Genomic DNA, 6,844 nt, shown 5'->3' with positions numbered 1-6,844 from the left:
TACCCGTCAGCGTTGCCAGGATTTCATTGGTGCTGGTAATAATGATGTTGCTGCCAGAGAAGGACAGTTGACCAAAGGTTAAACCGCCGGAGAGTCCTATCAAATCATTACCGTCTGAGAAATCAGTAATGGTATCAGTCCCTTCCCCGGCAGCAAAGGCAAATATATCGTTATTATTGTTACCCGTGAGGATATCACTGCCAAGACCACCATAAAGCAGGTCTTGGCCATTACCACCAGAGAGGTAATCAGTACCGCCACCGCCTTTGAGAGTATCGTCGCCATTACCACCGGTCAGGGTATCGTTACCCGCGCCGCCATCCATCAGTCCATCGCCATACAAGATGTCGTTACCATTCTCGCCAGAGAGGCTATCGTTACCTGCGCCGCCGTAGATAGTATCGTTGCCATTGCCGCCGTTGATGATGTCGTTACCAATAGTGCCAAGCAGGTTATCCGCACCGCTACCGCCGTTGATGCTGACACCGACGGCTACAGTAACTGTACCAGTATCAGTCAGGCTACCATCGCTGAGGGTGTAATTAAAGCTGGCATTACCAAAGAACAGAAGATTTGGCGTAAAGGAAACGAAATCATCTGCGGTGTTGTTGGCTGTGCCGTTATTATTCAGGACGGCAGTACCGTTGCTAGCACCGCTGACACCAGTGATACTCAGCGAGGTGCTATCGATATCGGTATCATTAGCTAGTAGGCTACTAACTGGGATGTTGATGGTAGTACCAAAGAATGTGGAAGCACTGTCATCAACAGCAACAGGCGCATCGTTAACGGGGGTAACAGAGAAACTGCGGGTTTGTCCAGTTAAGGTTGCTGTGCCATCAGTGACATTGTAGGTCAGATTAACTGCACCATTAAAGTTGGCAGTTGGGGTGAAGGTATAAGTCCCATTGTTGTTATTTACCAATGCACCGTTAGTCGCAGTTAAGTTGGTAACTGAGAGGATATCACCCGCATCCACATCCGTAAAACCTGTTAATAAGTCAGCCGCAGTAATATTAATGGCAGTATCTTCTGGTGTGTTGCTTAACGTCGCAGTGGGTGAACCTGTTGGGGCATCGTTAATACCAAAGAACAGGATATCGCCGCTCTGATTACCCACAAAAGCATCTAAGTCCCCATCGCCATCGATATCAGCAAAGGTGGGAACAGCAGAACCCCCCACATTCGTTAATCCGAAGGGATTGGTGGCTTCAAAGGTGAAGGTGGGTGTCGTGGCAGTTCCACTGTTGCGGTAGAACAGGGTATTGCCTGCACGATTACCCACAAAAGCATCCAAGTCGCCATCCGCATCAAGGTCAGCTAAGGTGGGGGAGGACAAAGATCCCACATCCGTCAGTCCGAAGGGGTTGGTGAGGGGGGCTGCAAAGCTGGGACTACTCGCAGTACCCGTGTTCTGGTAGTACAGGGTATTTCCATCATAATTCCCCACGAAAGCATCTAAGTCCCCATCGCCATCGATATCGGCAAAGGTGGGGTTGGCATAAGACCCCACATCCGTCAGTCCAAAGGGGTTAGTGGCTTCCAGGGTGAAGGTGGGAGCCGTGGCAGTTCCACTGTTGCGGTAGAACAGGGTATTGCCTGCACTATTACCCACAAAAGCATCTAAGTCCCCATCGCCATCGATATCGGCAAAGATGGGTGTAGGATAAGACCCCGTATCTGTCAGTCCGAAGGGGTTGGTAATTGGAGCTTTAAAATTCGGGTCAGCCATGTTAGTTTTCTCTTGATTCAAGTGTAGGGTTAATCAACTTACTCGTTTGCCGCACTTCCCCCACCCCAGTCAAATAGGGAGTCAGGTGTCGTTCGACAAATTTCAACAAACGCGGATAACGGTAAGAAACCGAACCCGTTAGGTAGGGAACACCACTGTCAACTTGACGACGAATCGCTGACGCTAACAGCGAAACCCCTCGCCCCCGCTTCTCAAATGCTTCCGCAATTGAAACAGTGGTATAGCGAATTGTGTCAGGTGCTACCCGATGGGTTAACACCCAACCAATTACCTCCCCCCGATAGCGCAATCCCAAGCTATTTAGGGGTTCTAAGCGGTGTGCCTCGACATTAGGCGGCAGGGATAAACCCGCATCTAACCAAGGAAACACCTCAAAGGCTGGAGGTAGGGGATACTTGTTTAACCAAGGGGCTGGGGCAATTTTTTCTGTAGCGGTTTTGCCTAGCACCAAGTTAATTTGGGGTGGTTGCCAATGTAGCTTTTGCAGTAGCGGTTCTAAAGCTACATTGGTGAGCGTACTGGTTGAATAGCTGAGGATGATTTCAACACATCCCTGTTGGGCTAATTCTCGTTCTAAATAGGCGAGTAACCGAGTGCCAATTCCTTGACTACGGTATTCGGGTAAGACGAATAGGGAGATGATTTCGGCTTGTTGTGGGTTTAAACGTTCGCTGATGGCAAAGCCGACTATTGCACCGTCTAGCGAAGCAGAAAGCCCGGTTAATTCACCTTGGGGCGGTTGAGTTTGCCAGCGTTTTTGCAGGTTGGGATAGGTAAGGTGATTGTAGTCGAGGGCGTTGCTGCTGTTGAGGTGATACACCCGTTGGTAATGGATTTGCTCCCCCCTTGAAAAGGCTGCCTCACTATTAGTCCTGGGATTACCCCTCCCTAACCCTCCCCTTGTTAAGGGGAGGGAACTAGATTGTCCGATTTCCCCCCTTTCTTCGGGGAGGGAACTAGATTGTCTGATTTCCCCCCTTTCTTCGGGGGGATTAAGGGGGGTAATTTGTTGTGTGGGTAAACCAGCGACGGGGGGGGTTGCACCTAAACTGGGACGTTTGGCAGTGGGTTTGGTGGTGACAATGCCGCCACTGTTGGGAAATGTGACTAGGCGCTGAATTTCGTCTGACTGTAAACCAATTGCTTGGGGTTGTAGCACCCCAGGCAGAACTGCGACATCAAATAGTTCTTCAATTACTCCCTGAAAATATAGCCAGTGCAGGGCTGTGCCTGTCTGCAAGTCAATTACCATTAAGCCGCACTGGGGGCGATTTCCTTGGGAATTTAAGCGGTTTTCTAGGGTTAATCCGGTAAAAGTCTGGGAACGTAGTTGAGACAGTCCCACAAAGGCGAAGTTTTGCCAAAAGGCTAATCCACGCACAAATCCAGGGCAGAAGGTGATGGGATGGAATTGACGATCCTCGATGTAGCCTAATTCCCCTGTGCCAGAATTAAGTAACCATAATTTCCCCTGATACCAACGGGGAGAATGGGGCATGGATAAGCCTGTGGCGATGATTTCCTTTTGGGTAACGTCGATGACGACTCCCCCGTCATGGCGATGATTGCGCCACCCGGCGGCTGTATCTGTGGTACTACAGGCAGTGACATAAGCGGGTTTGCCCTCTACCATTGCTAACCCATTTAGATGACAACGGTCTTCGGCGACGAGTTTGGAGATGAAGGGCGGTTGCCAAATGGGGACAAAGTTGTAGTCTGGGCTGAGGGTGGCTAAACAACTAAAGTCGGTATTGACAAAAATCAATTTTCCGGCATCGTCTAAGACTACTTCATGGGCGTTGACATCGCCTGTAGTGTAAGCGGTGCGGGGGACATAAAGGCGATCGCATTCTTTGTACTTTTGGCCATTACCCAAGAAGTTATCAAAATGCCAGAGTTGGTAGCGGGTAGTCATGTAGAGGCTTTTGCCTGCTAGATATAGCCCCATTGGTTTGTCGAATAGTCTTTCGTTGAGCTTGAGTTGTCCGTTCGCTTGGCTACCAAGGAAAAAAAGGCGGTTGGTTTGATAGGTTGTGAATCCCAAGCTGAGATTTTGCTCGCATAGCCAAGAGCCGAATTGCTTAGAAGCGTTGATTTCTAGTCCACTAGGGGCAGAAGCAGGGGTTTGCATTGGTTGTTGGTTTAAAAAAGACTAATTAGCTTTGATTTGTGACCCTGGAACGTTGAATGCTCCCACAGGCGCGACATGGTGCGACTTTATTTAATTGCGACTTTATTTAATAAATAATTAGCATTGAGGTTAAGAAAACGCAGTCAAATAGTTCCCTGCACCGTCTGCGTTTGAGGATTAAAACTGGCTTGATGTCTGCTCGCTTAGGCAGTTGTCTAAATTTTTGCTTGGGCAAAATGGATTATATAGCGATCGCTTTGTTACTGTTTGAGTGAGTGAAACTTTCGTCCCTTAAAAAGGGGGACTAGGATTGAACCGTTGCTTCTATGGGCCCGGGAACGATCGAATTCGCCAAACTATTGCTAGTATTTGTCCAAAAAGACAACTGGTTAAACTGGGTAAATAAATCTGGCGGTAAAATCGTTGGGCGCGATCGCAAATGGATTTTTGGAGGTATGGGGTGATTCCTGTTGTTTTAAGCGCCTTTGATTAAATAGGCTTTATGGACGAAAATGCGATCGCATTTTTTTTAATCTCAAATGCGATCGCATCACCAATCACCCAAAAAGGCTATAATCCTAGACCGTTAAGAAATCAGCAGATGTGAGGGTAGTGGTATTAATACCCGTCAGCGTTGCCAGGATTTCATTGGTGCTGGTAATAATGATGTTGCTGCCAGAGAAGGACAGTTGACCAAAGCTTAAACCGCCGGACAGACCAATGTAATCATTACCGTCAGAGAAATCAGTAATGGTATCAGTCCCTTCCCCGGCAGCAAAGGCAAATAAATCGTTACCGTTGCCACCTGTGAGGAAATCACTGCCAAGACCACCATAAAGCAGGTCGTTGCCATTACCACCAGAGAGGTAATCAGTACCGCCACCGCCTTTGAGAGTATCGTTGCCATTACCACCCGTCAGGGTATCGTTATCCGCGCCGCCATCCATCAGTCCATCGCCATACAAGATGTCGTTGCCATTCTCGCCAGAGAGGCTATCGTTACCTGCGCCGCCGTAGATGGTATCGTTGCCATTACCGCCGTTGATAATGTCGTTACCGATGGTGCCAACCAGGTAATCCGGAAAAATAGTGCCAAACAGGTTCAGACCGACAGCCACAGTCACTGTAGCAGTATCAGTCAGGCTACCATCGCTGAGGGTGTAGTTAAAGCTGCCATTACCAAAAAACAGAAGATTTGGGGTAAAGGAAACGAAATCATCTGCGGTATTGCTGGGTGTGCCGTTATTGTTCAGGAAAGCAGTACCGTTGGTAGCACCGCTGACAGCAGTGATGCTGAGGGGGTCGCCATCGACATCGGTATCATTTGCCAGTAGGGTACTAACTGGGATGTTGACGGGAGTCCCAAAGAATGTGGAAGCACTGTCGTCAACAGCTACGGGGGGTTGGTTGCTGGGAGGTTTTTGTGTGCCATAAACATCATCGTTATTAGTGAGTGTCCCCGCATCGTTAGCCGCACTGTTGCCGCTGAAGGTAGACGAACCCGTAAAATCTATAGTGCCAAGGGTGGTGGGCATTCCCTGGTTTTTGCCGTTGGTATTGGTGGTGGACTGCATGATGAAGATTGCCCCACCTAAGCCTTGACCTGAGTTAATACCTGTGCCGCCATTCGCCGTGTTGTTGGTAAAGCTGGTGTTGTTGAGGGTTAAAGAGCCTGTGCGGACAAAAATACCACCCCCTAGTCCAGCACCGCCGCCGCCACCGTTGCCGCCGGCACCGCCGCCGAAGCTAGCTGACGGGCCGTTGCCGCGACCGCCGCCGCCGCCGTAGCCGCCGTTGCCGGCACCAAAGCCGTAGTCGCCGGCCTTGCCGCCGCCGCCGCCAAAGCCGCCGTTGCCGCCGTTGCCGAAGTTGCCGTTACCGCCGCCGCCGCCGCCGAAGCCGCCGCCAACACCGGGGTTGCCGCCGCCGCCGAAGCCACCGTTAGCACCGCCGCCGTAGTTGCCGTTACCGCCGTAGCCACCGTTGCTGTCAGTGCTACCAGCAAACAGCCCGCCGCCCCCGGCACCGCCAGCATCGCCAAACATACCGCCGCCACCAACACTCAGTCCACTAACATTGCCACTACCGCCTTGGGCAGCGTTATTAGTAAAGCCGACATTGGTGAGGGTAACATTGCCATCATAGATAAACAAGCCGCCGCCCATGCCAGCGCCGCCGCCGCCTGGATTACTATCTCCGCCTTTAGCCCGTCCGTTGGTGATGGTTAAGTTAGAAATACCGACGGTTCCCGACAGAATGAATAATGAGCGCACGTCGCCATTGTCGTTGATGCCGTTATTATTAGCATCGCCGCTGATGCTGTGGTTGTTGCCCACAATAGTGATGTTGCTGTTCACCAGCGTCTTTACTACCCCAGTGAAACGGACATCGTTATTGATTGTAATGGTGTCATCCCCTGCGAGTTGGTTGGCTTGCAGAATTGCATAACTGAGAGTGCCTGAGGTTAAGCCAGTGCCGTCATCAGTAGTTTGGTTAACGGTGAAGTTTGTCATTTGATTTTTTTCCTGTTGTGTTGCTTGAGTGAGTGAAACTTTCGTCCCTTAAAGAGGGAAACTAAGATTTAACCGTTGCTTCTACGGGCTGGGGAACAATCAAGTTCGCCAAACTATTGCTAGGATTTGTCCAAAAAGACAACTGATTAAACTGGGTAAATAAATCTGGCGGTAAAATCGTTTGGCGCGAGCGCAACTCGACCTTGGAACGGACTGTATGCAGCCCTTTCAGGTTGAGTCGCTCGTCAAATTCTGGTGCATCATATTGGACATTTTCAAAATCATGATTGAACGGTTCCTCCTCCAGAAATTGATAAATTAAAGCCAAAACTTTATCCGGTTTTTGTGCCAGCAAGTCGTAATCGACTAGCAATAACCGCGAACTATATTCGCTATAAAAAGCCTCCTTGAGGGCGTTGTAAGCAAACCCTACTAACCTACTCCCCT

3 protein-coding genes and 1 pseudogene are annotated in these 6,844 nt (G+C 49.9%); all 4 read right to left on the bottom strand.

Annotated features, from left to right (window positions below):
* On the bottom strand, positions 1-1,732 hold a 1,732-nt coding region (locus QUB61_RS36785; RefSeq protein ID WP_333190382.1), incomplete at its 3' end, for a cadherin-like domain-containing protein.
* A gap of 1 nt (position 1,733) precedes the next feature.
* Positions 1,734-3,884, bottom strand: a complete 2,151-nt coding sequence (locus tag QUB61_RS36780; protein ID WP_333133387.1) for a TIGR03032 family protein — start codon at positions 3,882-3,884, stop codon at positions 1,734-1,736.
* Positions 3,885-4,462: 578 nt separating this feature from the next.
* Positions 4,463-6,397, bottom strand: a complete 1,935-nt coding sequence (locus QUB61_RS36775) for an Ig-like domain-containing protein (RefSeq protein WP_333133388.1) — start codon at positions 6,395-6,397, stop codon at positions 4,463-4,465.
* A gap of 61 nt (positions 6,398-6,458) precedes the next feature.
* Positions 6,459-6,844, bottom strand: a pseudogene (locus QUB61_RS36770) (hypothetical protein); the annotation flags it as partial.

This window comes from Microcoleus sp. C2D2, assembly GCF_036702495.1.
Lineage (GTDB): Bacteria > Cyanobacteriota > Cyanobacteriia > Cyanobacteriales > Microcoleaceae > Microcoleus.
This window is presented reverse-complemented; position numbering and strand designations above follow the sequence as displayed.